Source organism: Erwinia tracheiphila (assembly GCF_021365465.1).
Lineage (GTDB): Bacteria > Pseudomonadota > Gammaproteobacteria > Enterobacterales > Enterobacteriaceae > Erwinia > Erwinia tracheiphila.
The window spans coordinates 4309998-4328056 of sequence record NZ_CP089932.1; the positions used below are offsets into that span (position 1 = coordinate 4309998).

At 53.9% G+C, this 18059-nt stretch carries 20 protein-coding genes; 2 read left to right on the forward strand and 18 right to left on the reverse strand.

Translation table 11 applies throughout. The annotated features are described in order from the left end of the window. Positions 1–117: 117 nt before the first annotated feature. The gene (locus LU633_RS22265; RefSeq protein WP_016190710.1) at positions 118–1257 is read left to right on the forward strand and encodes a DNA cytosine methyltransferase; all 1140 of its coding nucleotides are present in this window, start codon (positions 118–120) and stop codon (positions 1255–1257) included. After that, on the forward strand, positions 1250–2242 hold the full coding sequence (locus LU633_RS22270) for a DUF4928 family protein (protein WP_016190709.1): 993 nt from the start codon (positions 1250–1252) through the stop codon (positions 2240–2242). The genes LU633_RS22265 and LU633_RS22270 overlap by 8 nt, the downstream gene beginning before the upstream one ends. Positions 2243–2543: 301 nt before the next feature. On the opposite strand, the gene LU633_RS22275 is transcribed toward LU633_RS22270, so the two are convergent. The 18 genes from LU633_RS22275 to LU633_RS22360 all read right to left on the reverse strand — a co-directional run bounded on the left by LU633_RS22275 (position 2544) and on the right by LU633_RS22360 (position 18043). After that, the gene (locus LU633_RS22275) at positions 2544–3302 is read right to left on the reverse strand and encodes a TIGR03747 family integrating conjugative element membrane protein (RefSeq protein WP_016190708.1); all 759 of its coding nucleotides are present in this window, start codon (positions 3300–3302) and stop codon (positions 2544–2546) included. Then, on the reverse strand, positions 3295–5385 hold the full coding sequence (traD, locus tag LU633_RS22280; protein ID WP_016190707.1) for a type IV conjugative transfer system coupling protein TraD: 2091 nt from the start codon (positions 5383–5385) through the stop codon (positions 3295–3297). Before traD ends, LU633_RS22275 begins: the two co-directional genes overlap by 8 nt. Further along, complete coding sequence (locus tag LU633_RS22285; RefSeq protein WP_016190706.1) at positions 5378–5890, reverse strand: hypothetical protein; 513 nt, start codon at positions 5888–5890, stop codon at positions 5378–5380. The genes traD and LU633_RS22285 overlap by 8 nt, the downstream gene beginning before the upstream one ends. Continuing rightward, positions 5887–6486, reverse strand: a complete 600-nt coding sequence (locus tag LU633_RS22290; RefSeq protein ID WP_016190705.1) for a restriction endonuclease — start codon at positions 6484–6486, stop codon at positions 5887–5889. Before LU633_RS22290 ends, LU633_RS22285 begins: the two co-directional genes overlap by 4 nt. After that, a complete protein-coding gene (locus LU633_RS22295) occupies positions 6486–6998 on the reverse strand; it encodes an integrating conjugative element protein (RefSeq protein WP_016190704.1) in 513 nt (170 codons plus the stop codon). The genes LU633_RS22290 and LU633_RS22295 overlap by 1 nt, the downstream gene beginning before the upstream one ends. After that, complete coding sequence (locus LU633_RS22300) at positions 6998–7672, reverse strand: transglycosylase SLT domain-containing protein (protein ID WP_016190703.1); 675 nt, start codon at positions 7670–7672, stop codon at positions 6998–7000. Before LU633_RS22300 ends, LU633_RS22295 begins: the two co-directional genes overlap by 1 nt. After that, entirely contained in the window at positions 7651–8355 is a 705-nt protein-coding gene (locus LU633_RS22305) for a TIGR03759 family integrating conjugative element protein (RefSeq protein ID WP_016190702.1), read from the reverse strand. The genes LU633_RS22300 and LU633_RS22305 overlap by 22 nt, the downstream gene beginning before the upstream one ends. 6 nt (positions 8356–8361) lie before the next feature. Beyond that, a complete protein-coding gene (locus tag LU633_RS22310) occupies positions 8362–9084 on the reverse strand; it encodes a hypothetical protein (protein ID WP_016190701.1) in 723 nt (240 codons plus the stop codon). After that, positions 9081–9677 carry a PFGI-1 class ICE element type IV pilus protein PilL2 gene (pilL2, locus tag LU633_RS22315; protein ID WP_016190700.1) on the reverse strand — a complete coding sequence of 199 codons (597 nt, stop codon included), beginning with the start codon at positions 9675–9677 and terminating at the stop codon, positions 9081–9083. Before pilL2 ends, LU633_RS22310 begins: the two co-directional genes overlap by 4 nt. 119 nt (positions 9678–9796) lie before the next feature. Continuing rightward, positions 9797–11119, reverse strand: coding sequence for an IS4 family transposase (locus tag LU633_RS22320; RefSeq protein ID WP_046371900.1), 1323 nt, complete (start codon positions 11117–11119; stop codon positions 9797–9799). A 122-nt stretch (positions 11120–11241) separates the two neighbouring features. Then, positions 11242–11505 carry a DUF2442 domain-containing protein gene (locus LU633_RS22325; protein WP_016190699.1) on the reverse strand — a complete coding sequence of 88 codons (264 nt, stop codon included), beginning with the start codon at positions 11503–11505 and terminating at the stop codon, positions 11242–11244. Next, positions 11486–11722, reverse strand: coding sequence for a DUF4160 domain-containing protein (locus tag LU633_RS22330; protein ID WP_016190698.1), 237 nt, complete (start codon positions 11720–11722; stop codon positions 11486–11488). Before LU633_RS22330 ends, LU633_RS22325 begins: the two co-directional genes overlap by 20 nt. 13 nt (positions 11723–11735) lie before the next feature. Continuing rightward, on the reverse strand, positions 11736–12296 hold the full coding sequence (locus LU633_RS22335) for a single-stranded DNA-binding protein (RefSeq protein ID WP_016190697.1): 561 nt from the start codon (positions 12294–12296) through the stop codon (positions 11736–11738). Positions 12297–12308: 12 nt separating this feature from the next. Further along, positions 12309–12512, reverse strand: coding sequence for a hypothetical protein (locus LU633_RS22340; RefSeq protein ID WP_016190696.1), 204 nt, complete (start codon positions 12510–12512; stop codon positions 12309–12311). A 77-nt stretch (positions 12513–12589) separates the two neighbouring features. Then, positions 12590–13054, reverse strand: coding sequence for an STY4534 family ICE replication protein (locus LU633_RS22345; protein WP_016190695.1), 465 nt, complete (start codon positions 13052–13054; stop codon positions 12590–12592). A 649-nt stretch (positions 13055–13703) separates the two neighbouring features. Next, positions 13704–15734 carry a DNA topoisomerase III gene (locus LU633_RS22350; RefSeq protein ID WP_016190694.1) on the reverse strand — a complete coding sequence of 677 codons (2031 nt, stop codon included), beginning with the start codon at positions 15732–15734 and terminating at the stop codon, positions 13704–13706. A gap of 15 nt (positions 15735–15749) precedes the next feature. Beyond that, entirely contained in the window at positions 15750–16505 is a 756-nt protein-coding gene (locus tag LU633_RS22355; RefSeq protein ID WP_016190693.1) for a PFL_4669 family integrating conjugative element protein, read from the reverse strand. A gap of 281 nt (positions 16506–16786) precedes the next feature. Continuing rightward, positions 16787–18043, reverse strand: a complete 1257-nt coding sequence (locus LU633_RS22360) for an STY4528 family pathogenicity island replication protein (RefSeq protein WP_016190692.1) — start codon at positions 18041–18043, stop codon at positions 16787–16789. Positions 18044–18059: the final 16 nt, after the last annotated feature.

The following is an 18059-nucleotide window of genomic DNA, read 5'->3' on the forward strand; positions in this document are numbered from 1 at the left end:
CACACCATGCAGGGAAAATGGCTACGCTATAAAATCAAAAAATGGCGTTCTACAGAGAGTAAGTGCCTGTCTGATCACTTTATGGGATGATACACCCATAGAAACGGGAGACATTGAGTGAACATAATACCGATTCGGAGCGATTACGAATGGACCGCGCTGGAATTCTTTGCGGGTATCGGCCTGGCGAGAGCCGGAATGGAACAAGTGGGAATTAAAACTGTTTGGTCTAATGACTATGACCTGAACAAAAAATCGATGTACGAAGGCCATTGGAAATCTCACAAACTTTTGCTGGCAGACATTCATACCCTGAAAAGCGAAGACCTGCCGGTCGCAGATGTTGCCTGGGCCTCCTCACCCTGTACGGACCTCAGTCTGGCTGGTAAGCGAGTAGGCCTAAGGGGAGGCCGGGAATCATCCGCTTTTTTCGGTTTTACTGATCTACTTGCTGGCATGAATGAGCGCAGACCTGAAGTGATCGTTCTTGAAAATGTCACCGGTCTTGCCTCATCCCATAACAGAGAAGATTTGAGAGCTGCGGTTAAAGAGTTTAACACATTAGGTTATGCAGTTGATGCTATCACCCTGGACGCCCGACGTTTTGTGCCACAGTCCCGGCCTCGGCTATTCATTATAGGCGCAAAAAATCCAATTGATGGCGGTGAGCAGGATTCGTGCCTGAGGCCGGACTGGCTTTCCTGGCTACATAAAGACCCTGAAGTACGTACTTTCATGATGCCTTTACCCAAAGCACCTGATCTATTGAGCCATGGCTTCACTCAAGAGATTGAGACTATGGCTGACAGTGATTCGCGGTGGTGGAATGCTGACAAAGTTGCACTTTTTAAAGAGTCGATGACAACAGTCCAGCGTGAAAGGTTAGAACACTTTGTCGCTCTGGACAGTACAACTGCCCGCACAGCCTATCGCCGCACACGTAGTGGCATTCCTGTATGGGAAATGAGAGCAGAAGATATTTCCGGGTGCTTACGCACAGCGCGAGGTGGCTCCTCCAAACAGGCAGTTGTGATCATGGGTCAGGGGACGCTAAAAATCAGATGGATGACCGGGCTTGAGTATGCACGTCTGATGGGGGCTGGGTGGTACACACTGGAAAATATGCGTGACTCTCAGATTCAATATGGTTTCGGGGACGCCGTCGCGGTTCCTGTTGTTGGCTGGGTGGCCAGGCATATGATCCTTCCGCATCTGGAGGCGGCAAAAAAATCACAGGGAATAAAAGTGAATGGATAAGTTGAGTTACACCGAAGCATACCTTGCAGCGGCAAAATCCTGGTACGAAGGAGAGCGAGCCAAGAGTGGTTCAATAAATACCAACGTTATGAATGCAGGACTGATTGTCTCACGCATGATGGCTGATGGTATGCCCATTACTGACGAACGCCTGTACAGTGAGGGTAAAAGCCAGGTTCGAGGGCTCAGCGGTTCTACCATATCGAAGATTCTGGAACAACATGGCGAAACCCGTGTTTTCACTCGTGAAGGGGGACGCACATCCAGAGGAACTATCTTCCTTGCTGCAGCATTTCGGGATGTGCTGAACAACACTCAGGTTAATGAAAATGAGCCCGTCGACGCTGCATTGGTTTCAAATCAGCTTGAAGCGTTTTTCACACAATGTGTGCGCCTGGACTATTTTGACAAACAGAGGATAACGGTCGACCTGGATTACAGTAAGCCAGTTTCCTCTGTAGTAAGCGATATTCTTAAGGCAGCAGCGGAGCGTTCCGACAAACCCACCGGAGCGGTACTGCAGCATCTTATTGGTGCCAAACTTCAGTTACGCTTTCCCGACGTTAAAATCGGCAATGACAGGGCCAATGCGGCAGATCTTCACACTGACCGGGAGGGGGATTTTCAGGTAGGTACAACTGCATTCCACGTAACCACCGCCCCTATGGAAAAGTTGATTACACGTTGTGTTGAAAACAAGCGTGCAGGTTACAGGCCCGTTATACTGACCCTTGAAAGCAAGGTTATTGCTGCACGTCAGATGGCCGATAACGTTGGCATGTCCGAGCAGATTGCTGTCCAGGCAGCTGAAACCTTCATCGGCAACAACATTGAAGAAATTGCTATCTATGATGGCGATAAAATCCGAGAAGGTCTCGCAAGGCTTATTCGGACATACAACATCCGCATCAATGCTATCGAGATAGATAAATCTCTTATGATTGATGAGCCTCGTTGGATCGTTAACATACTGAACGGCTCCTGAGATATACAGGGGCACCAAGCTTAACGAGCCGCGGCTTGCCACGGGATCTAAGCCGCGGGCCCTAAAAGCACTGACCTACCCCTTGACGTTCAGAACGTCCGCTTCATAGAGATGCCGGTCAAATTAGGTTTACCTCTGTGACGTAACAGCACTTCGGACAAAACGACACCGATAATACCGATGCTGGCAGGAACGACAGCAAAATAAGGCTGACGCGCCAGCGAATGGCTATTGCGGGGGCTTGTCTGCTGACGAAGACGCACAAAAACAAGTTTTGTACGCCTTCGTCCAGCGCCGATAACTAAAGATATTTCTTAAATGAAGCCGTGGTGACCGTGATAGCGACACCCAGCAATATGGCAGCAGGCAACAGCAGCAGGTTGGGGTATACCGCCGTCGGCCAGGAAAGATACAGCATCATGGGTACTACGATCGCTGGTTTCACCATCTTTTTGGCATGGTGATAAACAAACGAACTTTCATAACCCGCCCCATAGCGCCGAAGATCCCTGCGTCCCAGCCCTTCGACCAGCGAAACCAGCACCACCATCAGAAACAGCGGGACTGACAGAACCAGTATGGTTACCCGTACCAGGGTAATCACGCATATCCATACGGTCGCCATCAGATATTCATGTAGATAGCCCGCGAGCCACCCACTCCAGTTGTTCAGATTACGGGTCAGCTCGTTATCGCTGCCAGTCTGCAACACATTCTGCTGCTTTATCCAGCCAGTAAACCCACTGTCAACAAACAGCCACTGATACGCTACTGTTACCCATTTAACAACAGTCACAGAAGGCTCAGACAGCAACAGGCTACGGGTGAATTCTGTCGACAGCCAGCCCAGTTCGGTATTCATCACCGCCTCACTGTGGGCTGCCCCCGCTTCCGGCCAGAAGAACGCTATGCCGGTGTACTCAATCAGCAGGCTCAACATCAGCGAACCCAGCAGCATGCCGATCAATGCCCAGGGCCAGCCCCAGAACACATTATAAAGCAAACCATGTGGCTTCTCCGGCCGGGGCGGAGGAGGACTATTACGCTGAGGTTCAGCCACGTTCACCTCCTGTCGGCACAATGACTGGCGCATCATTCCACCACGCTTCACCACTGTGATAATTGCGGCGCATTTCCTCGGCAATTTTCGCTATACTCTGCGGCATCAGTTTATCATCCACATCACCGGCAGGCAGCGGCATGCGGATTTTCCACAATTGCCCGCCTTCCAGCAGGGCGAATGCCTGCCCTTTCGGTAGTGTTACCACATCAGCCGGCTCCAGCAACGGCACCTTGACCGTCCCGACACGATCCTGCGTACTGGAGGTAAAATCCTGGCCCGCACTGATATCGGTATCCTGATGACCAGAGACCAGCGTCTTGGTGTAAATCTCCACCTGCGGCAGCTGCGTGGTCAGGAGTTCGGCGGTACGGTTCTCCCTGACACGTAACATAATCAGATTGTTGAAGTTGCCCTGAACCTGAGCCGTTTTGGCCGCATTGCCGATCCGGGCCTCAATATCCGATGAGGTCTGGGTGTAGGCCGTCACCTGCATGCCGGCACCGCCCCCTTTGTTAATAAGCGGGATAAATTCATCCCCCATCAGCTCATTGAATTCATCACAGTGCAGGTTAATCGGGACCTTGCTCTCCCCCTCTCCCGGTAGCCCGGCATGAATACCGTGCTTGTAGATATGACCCGCCACGCTCACCAGATCGGCAAACATGGAGTTTCCCACGGCGCTGGCCACTTCACTGTCGCTGAGCGCATCGAGGCCGATATACACCACGGCCTTTTTGCGGATTATCTGCTCCCAGTCAAAAATCGGTCGTGAATCGCTCATATCCAGATAGTCCGGTGCCAGCAGCTCTGCGGTTTTCCCGGTTGTCAGTTTCTCCAGCAAAGGCAGCAGGGAAGCCACTATTTTATCAAAATAGGTACGGTCATAGCGTACCGCGCTACGCAGACCATCCAGAATGGGATCATACAACTGCTTCCCCTCTTCTGAACTGAGTGCCACCTCAATGGACCAGATACGTACCGCATCCGGCTGCCCCTGCATATTCCGCGGGACATCATCATCCCCCAGAACCTGCTCGTTATTCTGAATTTGTGCCTGCAGCGAGGGAAGCTGCTCACGGATAACCTTCTCAGCGTAACGGATATACAGATCGGCGATATTGTTCACATAGCGCATAATCAGCGTGTAATCCGGACGCTCGCCCAGTGCTACCAGGGCCCGGGCGATAATGTTGACGAACCGCCAGGCAAACTCGCGAAACGCCGCGCTGTTCCCCTCTCCCGACAACTGCCCCGCCACGCGGGACGCCACTTCGGAAACACGACCAAAACGTCCTACTGCGTTATAGCGGGCAGATATTTCAGGCCAGCCCAGATGGAAAATATACAGCGCATCACCCCGGCCAGCACGGTGTGCTTCAGCCCAGACTCGCTTCATCAGATCGGCATCGCCCTTCGGGTCAAAAACAATGGTGACTTCACCACGACGGATATCCTGGGTAACCAGCAGCTCTGCCAGGCGTGTTTTTCCCACGCGGGTGGTGCCATAGACGATGGTATGCCCGACACGCTCCAGCAGCGCCAGCCAGACATCCTGCTCATCCGGCTCTATGCCGTGCAGTACCGGATTACCACCCACTGGCGGCAATGGGCGAACCGGGTTCAGGGGCGAATCCGTACGCAGCAGTTTTCCCAGCCCCGGCGCTGAATGCTCCGTCCTCATTTCCAGCCAACGAGCGGTCTGATACAGCCAGCCCGGCTGCAGGTACTTCGCCACTTCCGGACGTAGCGTATCCTGCAGTCGTTGGGTGTGTTTTTGCGTCCAGCGAAACCCGCGCCCCAGAAACAGGCGCTGACGGCTGACCGGTATCTGCCCGGCGCTCATGACGTAGCGGGGGAGCCGGGTCAGATTGCGGCGATAACGAAGGATCTTCATCCCCTGCCGGGCACGCACAACGGATAACACCGCGAAGCCAGACGCGGTCACATAACTGACTGAAGGTGCCATCGCCACAGCCCAGGGAGCCTGTACACAAACATATGCCGCCATACCGGCCACGACAGCAGTATTCAGCTCAACCGCCGGACGCAGCAGGGCTTCAATCACGTAGCGGTTACTCATTATCTTCCTCCCTGACGATACGGACGCCGCCCTTTGCCATGCGAACATGCGCCACCGCGCCACTGTGCCCCCTTTCCCTACGAGCACGAACCGTCATAAACAGTTCCAGGCAAACGCTGATCACCAGAACAATTTTCATCAGCAGGTGTAATGCACGGATATCGTTTTCAGCTGCCTGTTCAAACGGTTCCGCCACTGTCGGGCAGTCAGTTTCCCGTGTAGCCATCGCACGCCATTCATCTCCGCTCAGCGGTGCTACAGGGAATACGGCATTGTCCGCAGCGGCATCAATACAGCGCCGCACCATAAGGCTCCCCTCCGGTGCGTTGCGCCAGCGGGCAGCCTCATACGTGTAATAATCCAGCCGCGATGCGACGCCCCCCTGATGCGACAAGAAGGCCATCACCAGCATCACACCTCCGGTCAGTAACGCCGGCCACAAAAAAAGTAAACGGGCGAGGCTGAGACAGCCGGTCCGCAGTAAACGCTGTAAAGAAAATGTCATACAGATGTCCTCTGAAAATATGAACAACCTGACAGCCAGCCATGTCGGCCGGCAAGCAGATCCAGCAAGCGCTGGCCGCTGATGATAAAAAGACGCGGAGAGGTGGAGCAGACCGCCCGACTCATGTGTCCGGTCCGCCCGGTGTGAATGAAAAAACCGCAGCAGGTACGCTGTTCAAGAAGCTGGTCAAAGTCGCGAATATGGGCTGGCGTAATCGCCCGGCTGTAGCGTTTGGCCTGGATCAACCAGCATTCGTCATCAATAATGACCTGTCCATCAGTGCCGCCATCCCCGCTGTAAGACGCATTACGAACCACTGTCAACCCCTGTCGTTCCAGTGCCAGCAACAGCAGTTCCTCAAACACATAAGGGTTAATTTTGCGCAGATACCGCATACGCTGTCCGTCCCCCGGGAGAGTGCCCAGTTTTTCCAGCACCCGTGCCGCCGCAGCCTGATAGCAACGGTGGCGACGAACGCTGGCTTTCTCCCGCTGACGAAAACTCAGACGCAGCATCACCACGATAAACAGCCCCGCCAGAAGCAGGGCCGGTAACGGGTTGACCAGCAGTGCAGCACTCAGTTGCAGTGCGCTCATCACGGCCGTACCTGTCGGGACAATCCGGTATCTGTGATCAGCACCGGGTAATGCCGCAACTGCAGACGGCGGGCCAGCTCAGAGCCGGATGCTGGTGCCATCGGAACACCGGGAGCCAGATCCCGCAATGACTCAACCGCCGACGCGCTGTCAACACTGACAATCATGCCTGCCGCATGCCGGGCAATTAGCGCCTGCGCATTCTCTGCCAGCCAGTACCGTGACTGTTCGTCATCACCGATAAGGAAAAGCGCACCAATGCCCGGCAACTGCAGAGGACGATCCTCCACCGTCCCCGGCGTCATCTCCGGCGTGCTGACCGGAAACATCGCTGCCATCGCAGAAACGGGGGACTGTGTGGTTGCCGTTGACGCCTCCGGCAGGCTGGGTTGTTTATTAATGCCGTCAAAATAAGACGAAGCATCCTCCCCACCGAGGTCAGCGAGGACGTTCAGTCCGGCATGGCCCGTCAGGGGAAGAAAAAGACTCATCATTAAAAACAGTTTTTTCATCATGGTTCACTCCCGGGTTCAGTCCAGATAAAACCAGGTTCAGGGGCAATGGCTGCCACTGTCTGCGGTAATAAAGAAGGCGGCAACAAAGGGGGCTGGCGGGTCGTGCTGCTGAGACGGACAAGATGACGCTCCACGATAGTTTTGTATCGTGCTGCAGCTTGCCCACCCGCCGGATGGTGATAACAACCGGCCGCATCCAGCCAGCTACCCGGTTTACGCTCCCAGCACTCACGCAGAATGGTGGCTGCGGCATTGAGGTTGGTGTACGGGTCAAACGCCGCCCAGGTCGACACAAAGTGATGCCCGTTCCAGCCCAGGTTTACCTGAGCCAGACCGACATCAATACGTTTAGGGGAATAGCGTGACATAAACACCTGCAGCGCCTGCCAGGCCTCCAGACGGCTGGCGTAGCGGTATCCCTTACCCGCCACATTAATCGTCCACGGCCAGGGACGGCTCACAGCAGGCAGATTTGTCTTCTGCCTGACCACCGCAGCAATTGATCGTGGCGCCATGGCGGTTTCCGTCAGCGAGACAGAATAGAGCGCTTCCGGCGGTACCCCGTGCGCAACGGCCACCCGGATATACCCTTCCGGTACAGTCTCACCAGTTGCCGTTGCACTGCCACTTACAGCCAGCATCAGGGCGATCAGAATGCGGCGATATGCCATCCTTTTTCTCCCTGTTGCAGCAACACCGGCATCATTCCGTCGCCAAAGCGCAGCCAGCGGCCACCGTCATGGTTCAGCGTAATCTGGCGGGAACGGACTTTTTCCGCCGGGATACGGTGAGCACGGGCCCACTGGCGTAACTTTTCGTCACTCCCCTCGCTGTCGACCAGGTAAATATCAACCGGACGATTGTCACTGAGCACCGCAGACAGCCGCGCATCGCAGGTCGGACAGTTCTTCGACTTAACGAACAACGCCAGACGCCCCCCGGTATCCCGGGCAACACCGGCAGCATTCCCCAGATTCACCGGCAGTCTGTCCGGATAAAGCCGTTGCCATGCCGTATTGATTTCCCGCTGGAAATCCAGTTCTTTTTGCGTACGGGCAAATTCCTCTTTAACCCATTTTTCCGCATACTGGCGGCGCTCTGCCGGCGTGCGGGCCTCAATCCCCAGCGCCGAGAGTGGGTCCAGCCCCGGGGACTGAATCCCCCTGGGGCCATTCATCAGTTGCTGATACCGCTGGTAATCCTCCGGGCTTAGCCCCCATTCGCCAGCTTTCTGCTGCAGGGACTGCGTCTGGCTCTGTGTGGTTTGCGAGTTTTCAACGACGGAGATATCTGTGCCCGCCAGAGCCTGCGAACCCAGCATGACCAGCGCCAGAAAAGTCAGTTTCAATTGCATGATGGCTTACTCCACCTTAAGGGCAGTCAGGCGCCCGTTGACACGGAAAGTCGCTTCGCTGTAACCGGCACGAACCAGCGTCCAGCCGGAGACCGTTTCCCCTTCCCCGATAAGCGCTATCTGCGACAGGCTGTGGTAACCCCGGGGAGCCACCGCCGCCCACGACTCCGCGCCTCGTCTTTCCACGCCAGTCAGCACAAACGGTGCATGGTGCACAACAACAGCCGTCGAACGGGGTTTAACGGGTAGAGGCTTTTTGACGCCTGTCGTTGTTTTTTCCTGAGCCGGAATCGCAGCAGCCGGTACCGTTTTCAGGGCATTCAGCTGTTCAGCAAGCGCACTCAGCCGGGCCGCCATCTCCTGCTGTGCCTGTTGCAGACGTGCAGCAGATGCCTGCAACGATGCCAGCTCCTGTGAAGGCTCGGTCCGGGTTTCAGCCGCTTTCTTCAAAGTCTCCACACGCTGCTGGTTATCGGCCAGCCCGGCCTGCAGCGTTGAAATCTGCGACTGAAGGGTGGATAACGTCTCGGCGGTTGTCGCGGTATTGTCCTGCGCTTCGAGTCGTGAAAGGCGGGTATCCAGGTCGGTCACGCCGCTGACCAGCACATACAATACAAAACCAGCCGCCACCATCGTCAGGCACAGACAGGTGATAACAGCAGATCGCCAGGACCACCGGCCTCTCTTCCCTCTGGTGGGTACAGATTCAGTGATATTCGTTTCGCTCATTTTTTCAGAAACCCTCCCTTAACCGGGACGGGAGTCGTCCGAGGAGCCTGGACAGGCGGTAACTGGCTGGCCGGTAACTGATACCCGTCACGCAGGCTGTGGCAGACCACACGCTGAACATCATCAACCTCCAGCTGCCATGCAGGGCCGGCCATCACCTGCAGAGCGGTGCGCAGGCGCATGGGCCCCAGTTGATACTGCACGGCCGGCAGTGGCTGGCGGTACAGAACGCCGTTTGCCGGTCCCGTGGCGCAAAGTGAATAACCGGACTGCTTCAGGGTATAGCGCAGGGCATCCGCCACTGTCGGATGCAGGGATGACGGGATACGAATATCAATAATCTGCGACAGCGGATCGCGCTGGGCAGCCATCGGATCCGTGCTGACCAGCAGATAACGGTCATAACGCACCACCTCCGGCGTTCTGGCATATTCATCAGGCGCGACAGTCTGAACATTGCGGGTGACAGCCACGGAAGGCGTGGGTACAGCGGCTTCACGCTGCTGTAGTTTCTGAGGTGAAGAGGAACAGCCGGCCAATAGAAGCAGCGGCAGAACAACAGGCAGGGTCTTATAACGGGGTTGAAATTTCATCCGGGGTTTCCTTTACAGTGATTAACAGGCCTCACTGTGCGAAATCCCCCCGCATTCACTCAATTAACAACTGATTTTCCACAGATGAAAAAAAACGCCGACCGGAAGGTTAATGCTGGTCACTTAAGGTGACCAGCAACCTTTTTATCCGGATATTTCCTGCTCTTTACCCTCAACTCTCTCGGGTAACTTCGCTCTCTTCTACCCGGTAACACAAGCCATTTCGCCTGTTCATACAGGGTTCTCAGTTCTCCCGGCATTTTTCCCGGCGAAGCCCAGGGCAGGGTTATCAGCATCCGGATTATTTCGCTTATCGCTCCACTGAAGCTCAGCTGGTAAGGCAGGTAATCTCCTTTCAGATGGAACGCCATCTGCACCATCTGATATCGCACCAGGTTATAAGCCAGCAGTACCCCCCATAGCTCCTGTCTCACCAGCTCCGGCAGGCGACTGCGTAATGTCCACCGGCTGTCCAGCATACCCTGCTTTGCTTCCCGGTAGCCCAGTTCTGTTTCCCAGCGGTGGCGATATAGCTCGCTGATATCTTTACCCGGATAGCGATTCGGGTCTGTCAGTGACGTCAGCACCTGCCTCTCTTTACCGTCTACCCTGCGGGTCAGCAGTCTTGCCACCATTTCTTCCGGGACCCCTGGCCATTGCTTCCTGGCTCGTGGACTGGTTTTCAGGCATATCAGTTCATCTCCACGCCCCAAACGGCGAACCACCTGATACTGTACGTGTTTTTTCAACGGCAACAACCAGTGACGGTGTTCTCCTGCTGTCTGCCAGTGATGAAGCAGACCCATCGAATAAAATCCCTTATCGAACAGGGTGATACTGTTATTCGGGGTTTTCTCCGTCAGGTGCTCAGCCAGCCGCATTTCACTGACTTTTTCACTGTCGAATGCACTGGCGGCGATCAGATGGCTGCTCAGCTCCATCAGACAAACCATTCGCACCTGAGGATAGCCGCCTTCGCCGTACTGGCTGCTGTGTTTACTGAAGACGGCTCTGTTTTCCGGCGTATCGGCGGTACGCCAGACCACGCCGTCGACAGCAAACAGATTCAGACCGTGCCATTTTGGATGTGCAGCCTGCTGATTCCAGTGCTGCTGTGTGATATCAAAAAGCTCCCGCACTGCATTTTCACCCAGAGTCTTACGGCGCTGAATGACAGCGCTGCGTGCGGTAAAGGGAGCTCCGGTCCGGTCAGTAATATCCATCAGATTGACGATTTCGGTCATCGGACGATCGCAAAAAATGGACATCCCAACGACAAGCCAAATCATGGATTCGAGGGAAAGTTTACGTTTACGCAAAGTAACGGTATCGGTCAGGGTGAGCGCCTGCTGAATAAGCTCGGGAGGAATAAGGTCGGCGAGACTACGGGCGCGCTCAGGAGTGGCGGCATTGATGATGCCGAGGGCCTGGGAAAGTTCCATTTAAAAAGGGTTCCATGATGAACATAGAACCCTTTTTACCGCATAAACCGGATCGGTCAACCGATCCTTAAATGATCGGCATTAACCGGAAGGTCAGCGTTCTGTTTGTCAAATTACACCGGTCAGTGTCGTGGAATCGCACCTTTAGCACCACGAAGCAGCCCTTCGGTACTCAGGTCCTCATCCAGTTCAGGCCAGTGGATACCATAGCCGGCACCACACAGCTCCCAGTTTTGTCGCTGCTCAGCAGTACCGGCAGCAAGACGCGGGAACCAGGCAACGGGAACAGAGATACTGCGTCCATCCATGAGATCAACCGTCAGGCGATCGTCATCAATACAGACATTCATTACGCGAATATCATTCTCACTTTGTAAAGTAAGCATCCCAGGCCTCCCGGAGTGTTATCTGATATTCTTTAACCAGACGTTGTAATTCACGAAGCTCGTGTGAAGCAAATCCCACACTACGCGCGACGCTGATATCATGTAACCATATTTTAGCGGTTGCATTGCCTTTATCAATATGGACATGCGCCGGTTCATTAGGTTCATGACTGTAAAAGTAGAATCGATAAGCGCCGATCCTTAATACTGTAGGCACAATATTCCCCCTGTCATATTGCGTGTATGGTCACGCGATTAACGCCATAACCACACCCGATAAAGGGGATGTCGTCGTCAAAATCCATCGGCATGCCGGCAGCAGAGCTTCCGGTTGACGATGGCCCAACCTGAGACGGCTGACCACCTGATACAGGCTGCTGAGGTTGCCCCCATCCCTGCTGTTGAGAGCCCTGGTATTGAGAGGAGGAGCTGCCCGAGTGCTGACGACTCCCCAGCATCTGCATGCTACCGTTCACGTTGACCACCACTTCGGTAGAATAACGATCCTGGCCATGCTGATCCTGCCATTTACGGGTACGTAACTGGCCTTCAATATACACCTGTGAGCCTTTACGCAGATATTCACTGGCCACTTCCGCCAGTTTGCCGAACAGCACAACACGGTGCCATTCGGTCTGCTCTTTCATTTCGCCGGTTTGCTTATCGCGCCAGCTCTCTGAAGTCGCGATCGACAGCGTGGTCACTGCGTTACTGTTGGGCATATAGCGCACTTCAGGATCCTGGCCTAAATTTCCAACCAGAATGACTTTGTTAATTCCACGTGAAGCCATGATGCTTTCTCCTTATGCCCACTCACGTTGAGTCCAGGCACCAGTGGTGAATGCCTGAAGCGCTTTTTTATGGGTACTAAAGTATTCTTCAGACTCACGGGAAACAGGTCCCTCATGATTTGCCGTACCAATATAATAACCGCGACCGCTTTTGAGCACCTGCAAAGGTAAAGTAAAACCGGACTCTGCTGCCAGAATTCCTGTTGAATTATTCATGATGTGTTTCCTTAATAAAGAAAACAGACCTCCCTGAAGGAAGGTCCGTTATTCAGGGAGGTGAGGGTAAAAATAACTCAGAAAGAATTTTCAGCGTATTCGTGCTGAGCAGTACCGTTCTGAGGCGGCATGGAGTCCGGTTTTTCAGTCTTATAAACCATATCCTGGCCTATTTTTATCCAGTCCACTTTTATTAAGCGGGCTTTCAGGCTGACACGCTGCTCGCCGGCATGATCGCCTTTGTTAAGCGTAAAGATATCCGTGGACGGATTACTTAAGGTGAAGCCGATAAGGACTTTTTTATCCTCATCAACGGCTTTCTGACAGCGACCAATCAGGCTGGTCGCTTCTTTGCCGGCAACGGAAACATCAAAGCGAACATATACCGGGTTATCCGTCGGACCACTCAGTGCGTTAATCACGCAACTGAGAAAAGAGCCGTTCTGAAGATTGACCTGGCGAATATTGCTGAGATACCCCAGACCTTTAATGGTCAGGTTGAAATATTCCGTTTTGCCGGAAGCAGGATTATTTACAGACATGATGTTTTCTCCATGGAGGTAAAAATAAGATACGACGGAGAAAACATCTGCCCGGACGGGAGTGTTTTTCCCGTCGGGGAGTCAGAATTAGCTAAATTCCGACTGTCTGGTGAGTCATTAAGAAACCTTCATCGCCGCGTCATAGTGCGCTTGTGACTTGCGATATCTGCTTTCAAAGGTGTGCAGATGTACCACATTCAATATGCTCTCCCTTTCAGGCTGCGGGAGAATTCTTTTGCAGCCACCCGAAGGCGTTTCTCACAGACCGCTGAAACATTGGTGGTCGTAAACACGACAATTAAGCACGACCATCATTAAACTGCCCGGCGAGAATGTCAACCTGAAACCAGAGGAGGTGCTGCTGCGAGTTGCAGAATAAAAAAAGGCGCCGTTGCCGACGCCCTTATGGCCAGTACCAGAACCTGCGGTGTCTCATCATTCTCCGGGGATTAAGGACATTATCCCGACGCGGTTTTCACGGAGTGCATGCGTCTTGCAGGCCAGTCGGAACGTACAATTCACTGCCTGCCGGGCCAGGCTATCATCAGACCCCGTTAAAGTCCGTAACAGCCCCGTAGCCTGCGGGGTACCTTTGCATCAAAGCGGGTTTACAATAGCAGAACTTACTGCCCTGGTGTACCCAAAACCATTATTGCGGTGCAGAGAATTCCGCTTTCGTCTTTGCTGCCGTTTTTTTGCCCCGAATAGTTTTCCGCCCCTTTCCGCCGCTTTTCCCAGCAACAATACCGTTACATTCTGGATAACGAATACATCCCCAGAAGTCTCCGTTTTTTCCCTTACGCTTGCGGGTCAGGCCCTTACAGAGCGGGCAGGGAGGCGTCACAGGCGCGGTAATTTTCACTGTATCAGATCGCCCTTTGTCAACCAGATGACGGGTCCACTGCAGCTGTTTTTGCATAAAGGTGTCCAGCGACATTTTTCCCTGAGCAATATCGTCAAGCGCCTGTTCCCACAGCGCGGTCATACCGGGGCTGGTCAGCGTTTCAGGCAACGCCGCTATCAGTTCCCTGGCCAGCAACGTGGCGTGGATATGTTTGCCTTTTTTCTCCAGGTAATGACGGGAGAAAAGTGTCTCCAGTACCCCGGCCCGGGTCGCTTCGGTTCCCAGTCCCGCATTATCACGCAGCACTTTTTTCAGCTTCGGATCGCTGACGAAACTGGCAGCATTTTTCATCGCGGCAATCAGCGTGCCCTCGGTAAAGGGTTTTGGTGGGCTGGTGACCTTATCCCCGACACTGGCGCCATTTACGATACAACTGTCACCTTTGTTCAGAGCTGGCAACGCCATATCATCATCCTCAGGCGGATCTTCCTGAATATCTTTCTGAAACAAACACGTCCAGCCCGTTATAACATTGACTTTCCCCCTGGCCAGGAACAGCTGGCCGCCGATATTAAAAGAAGCATCGGTCACATCAGACTCCTGCAGCGGCAGGAACTGGGCAAAATAATGCTGTCGAATAAGCTGATAAACCTTCAGCTCATCCGCACTGAGGCGCGAGAGGTCAAATGCCTGACGTGTAGGAATAATGGCATGGTGTGCCGTGATTTTTTTATCATTCCAGACCCGGGAGACAAACCCGCGGTCCAGTTGAGCCAGCACCGGTGCCACTGACGGATCGGATTTGGCAACAGAGCCCATTACTTCCAGTATTTCCTTCTGCATTGATGTCGGAAGATAACCACAGTCGGTCCGCGGATAGGTCGTCGCTTTGTGCGTCTCATATAATGACTGGGCGACAGCCAGCGTCTCTTTGGCCCCCATCCCGAATTTACGGGAGCAAACCAGCTGCAGCGTTCCAAGATCGAAGCAAAGCGGAGCCGGTGTTTTATCACGCTTTTGACTCACTTCCAGTACTGTTGCACCTTTCTGCTGCTGGCAGAGTTGTCCGACAGCGTTCGCCGCCTGCTTATTCACGCAGCGCTTTTCGTCATCGCAGTACTGCGCCGCCGCCTGCCAGGTCGCCCTGAAGCGCACGCCATCTTTCTCAAGCAGAGCCTGCACCTGCCACCAGGGGACCGGGACAAAATCAGCGATTTCCTTATCACGGTTAACCACTATCGCCAGCGTCGGCGTCTGAACCCGACCAACGGACAACACGTCGGAAACACCGGATTCACGAGCTATCAAAGTATACAAACGGGTCAGATTCATGCCGATGAGCCAGTCCGCCCTGCTACGCCCCAGCCCTGCATCATACAGTTTTGCCGTTTTTTCCCCGGAGAGAATACCGGCCAGAGCCTCACGGACGCTGGCTTCGTCCAGCGCGGATAACCACAGCCGACGTACCGCGCCACGATATCCGCAATACGCCAGCAGCTCACGGGCGATAACCTCACCTTCCCGGTCAGCATCGGTGGCAATGATCACCTCTCCGGCCTGCTTCAGCAGCTTACTGATAACCGTGAACTGATCCCGGGTCTGGGGTTTGACCACCATTTTCCAGCTATCGGGTAAAACCGGAAGCACATCGGCCCGCCAGGGTTTACCAAACTGCTCGCCATAAGCATCCGGGCTGGCCTGCTCCAGCAGATGGCCGATGGCCCAGGTGACGGTGATATTGCCACCGCTGATAAATCCCTGTCCCCGTTTGCTGATGCCGAGAACCCGCGCAATATCTTTCGCCTGAGACGGTTTCTCACACAGATAAAGCTGCATGTCTCACCTCCCCTCTCAGCTCTTTTCGCTCTGGCGAACAAAGTGTTCCCGCAGAGGCGATGAAAAAGAAGATCGCTTTTTACCGGAGAAAATATCGGGATCGGGTTCACCCAGCCGCGCCAGGGCCTCTTTCCCACGGCCGGTCAGATTAATAATATCGCTTCGGTTAACCGCCACGGTGTAATAAGGCTGAATCGCCCCATAAACCTGTCTGACAGCATGTCCGCCTCTGTTGAGATACTGATCGCGCTGAGCGCGTGAAATCAGCCCATAATGGAAAGCCTGAAACGCTTTCATTGCCAGCTGGTCATAACCGACCAGCAGCCATACGCACCGATACCCCAGGGGGGAACGACTGTAAACGCTGATATTCAGAGGATGCGCAGACGCAATATCAGAAAGCGTTATCCCTTTGGGAACCGCTGTCAGGATCACATCCAGCTCATTCACTATCGTACTGATCTTACTGGACGCCATGTGAAGCGTGGTTTCCAGTTTCACCAGCACCATATCAGCATAAGGGTTATCTGCTGCTGAATCCCGGGAAGCCACCCCGGCACGCTGAATGGCCTTCGGCATACTGATGATTTCAGGCCGCTTTTTCTCATGGGGACTACGGGAATTACTGTCACTTTGCTTACGCCCTTCCCATAATCTGATGGCATAGTGAGTATGAAGTTCCACCGAAAGCGCGGACTGTAGTGCGCCTGCCCGCAGTGAAGATGCTTCATTACCGACCTTCGCATCCGCGTTCTTTTTACCTTTTTCCATATATAGCCCCTTGCTGTTGCGATATCTCAGTCAGGATTGAGATAGTCCTCAGCAAGAGGAGACTCGACAATCGAAAACCAGATCGCCGGGTGATGAAATTTTGATTTATCTGCTGTACGGGTAGCACAGTACATTTTTCAACCGCAGCTACCCGGGGTAGCGCCATACACTTTTTAGCCACTGCTGCCCGGGGCAGCACCGTACACTTTTTAACCACTGCTGCCCGGGGCAGCACCGCACATTTTTTAACCATTGCTGCCCGGGGCAGCACCGTACATTTTTCAGCCACTGCTGCCCGGGACAGCACCGCACATTTTCAGTTGTTCCCGGAGACTGGTGACGTAATTCCTGACCTGCTCTTCAGAAGCTGCCGCAGGTCGAGGAGGCGCGGAGAACGGCTGTTGTTCAGGGCTGCATGGTCGCGTCTGAGTCTCCGGCTGAACCTGTTGCGGTTGCTTAACGGGTCTGAAAGTCCCCTCCCGGGCTTTTTTCATCACCGCCAGCATCCAGCCGAGCGGATTGTCCACTCGCTGCCTGGCCATCAGATTCTGCAGGGCAAACAGGACCTGTTGTGCCTGCTCTTCAGGAAGAGCCTGAAGCTGGCGAATCAGCATCGCCTGGTCTTCCTGCGACACCACGGTTTTCAGCGCATCAGGCAGCACTACCGGATTGTCTACGTACGTTTTTTTATTCACACTGTGTGTGAAACTACGTACGTAATGGTTCGGTTTCCGAACTCTGTTATAACCCACTGATTTTACTGGAAGTTCGGAATCCGAACTCTGTATTATTTGCTCCTGATTTTGACTAAGTTCGGTTTCCGTACTCAGTTCGCGATGGTTGTTTTTTATTCGATTCACACTGAGTTCGGATCCCGAACCCGGCTTCGGGGTTAATAATGAGGAATGCTGCCGCGCTGCTAACTGACCAGCATTTTGTGGACGACCCAGACGGGTTTCAAGCAGAGACAGGTGGCTGTGATAGTGCCGCATTGTGGGATCGTTTTTAATCTCGTCCAGCACATCCCGGGCGGTCTGACTGACCGTCCGGTTTTTACTCAGGCAGGCATCGGCAACAACATCAAGAAAACGCGGATCAAGCGATTCTGCATCCCGGAAAGTCAGGGGCTCGTCATGTTGCGCGTAGATATTACCGCGAACCCGCCCTTTATCGTCACGAACCCGCTTACACAGACTGAGCCAGCCGGTTATTCGTAACATCAGTAACACCCGGCTGACGGTTTCACGGGAGGCTTTACCTTTACCCGGAGAAGCCAGTTGCACCTGCAGCTCATCATAACTGGGGAATATCGCACCCTCATTATTCTGTGCATACAGGCGGATCATCATCCAGCCCATCTTATCAAGGGGGGAAAGCCGCTGATCCAGCAACAACCTTCGGGGGATGGCATCATGCACGTTTCCCGTAAACAACAGGCCACTGCGTACCCGTCCGTCATCGCGCAGCGGATTAGCCGCCAGACGGGTATTCATTTTTTCCAGCGTAAACGCTATCAGACTGTCCGCAGGCAGCGTCATATCCTCTTCCTTATAA